Raw genomic sequence first — 650 nt, forward strand, 5'->3', positions numbered from 1 at the left:
CGGTGAAGCGCCGGCTGGTGATGGGCCTCGCCGCGGTCGCCGCGGGTGCCGCCGGGGTCGTGGCCGTGCCCGCGCTGCTGCCGGGGACGGCCGAGAAGGCGGTCGCGGCCTGGACGCCCGCACCCGGTTCGCTGACCGGTGCGCAGGTGCTGCCGCAGGCCCGGGACTGCGCCGGGAACGACGTGGGGGGCAGCTCGTCGGCGGTCAACCCGGAGGACGTACTCCTCGCCGAGCAGCGCGGGCTCGCGACGCTGCTCATCATGAAGAAGAGCAGCGGCGTCATCGTCGAGTGCCTGAGCGCGGGAGACGACGACCAGCTCGCCTCGATGGGCCTGGCCGACGGCCCACCGCCGGCCCTGCCCGCCGGCACCGTGGACCTGCAGACGATGAGCTCCATGGGCGACGGCGACGCCCAGTGGTCGAACATCGTCGGCCTGGTGGGCCCGGGGGTCAACCGGGTGGACGTGAGCCTCGACAACGGCAAGGTCTTCCAGGCCAGCGTGAAGTCCGGTTGGTGGGCGGCCTGGTGGCCGGGTCCTGAGGGCGGCGAGGTCGACCGCCTCACGGTGACCGTGCACAGCGACAAGGGAACGACCAGCTACCGCCCGTCGGAGCTGCCCTGACGTGACCGGGCTGCGGCGGCCTGCGGG

1 protein-coding gene is annotated in these 650 nt (G+C 74.0%); it reads left to right on the forward strand.

Features of this window, described 5'->3' with window-relative positions:
* On the forward strand, positions 1-623 hold a 623-nt coding region (locus tag V6U88_RS30195; RefSeq protein WP_334458302.1), incomplete at its 5' end, for a hypothetical protein.
* Positions 624-650: the final 27 nt, after the last annotated feature.

It is taken from the genome of Micromonospora sp. CPCC 205739 (assembly GCF_036906795.1).
In the GTDB taxonomy this organism is placed as follows: domain Bacteria; phylum Actinomycetota; class Actinomycetes; order Mycobacteriales; family Micromonosporaceae; genus Micromonospora.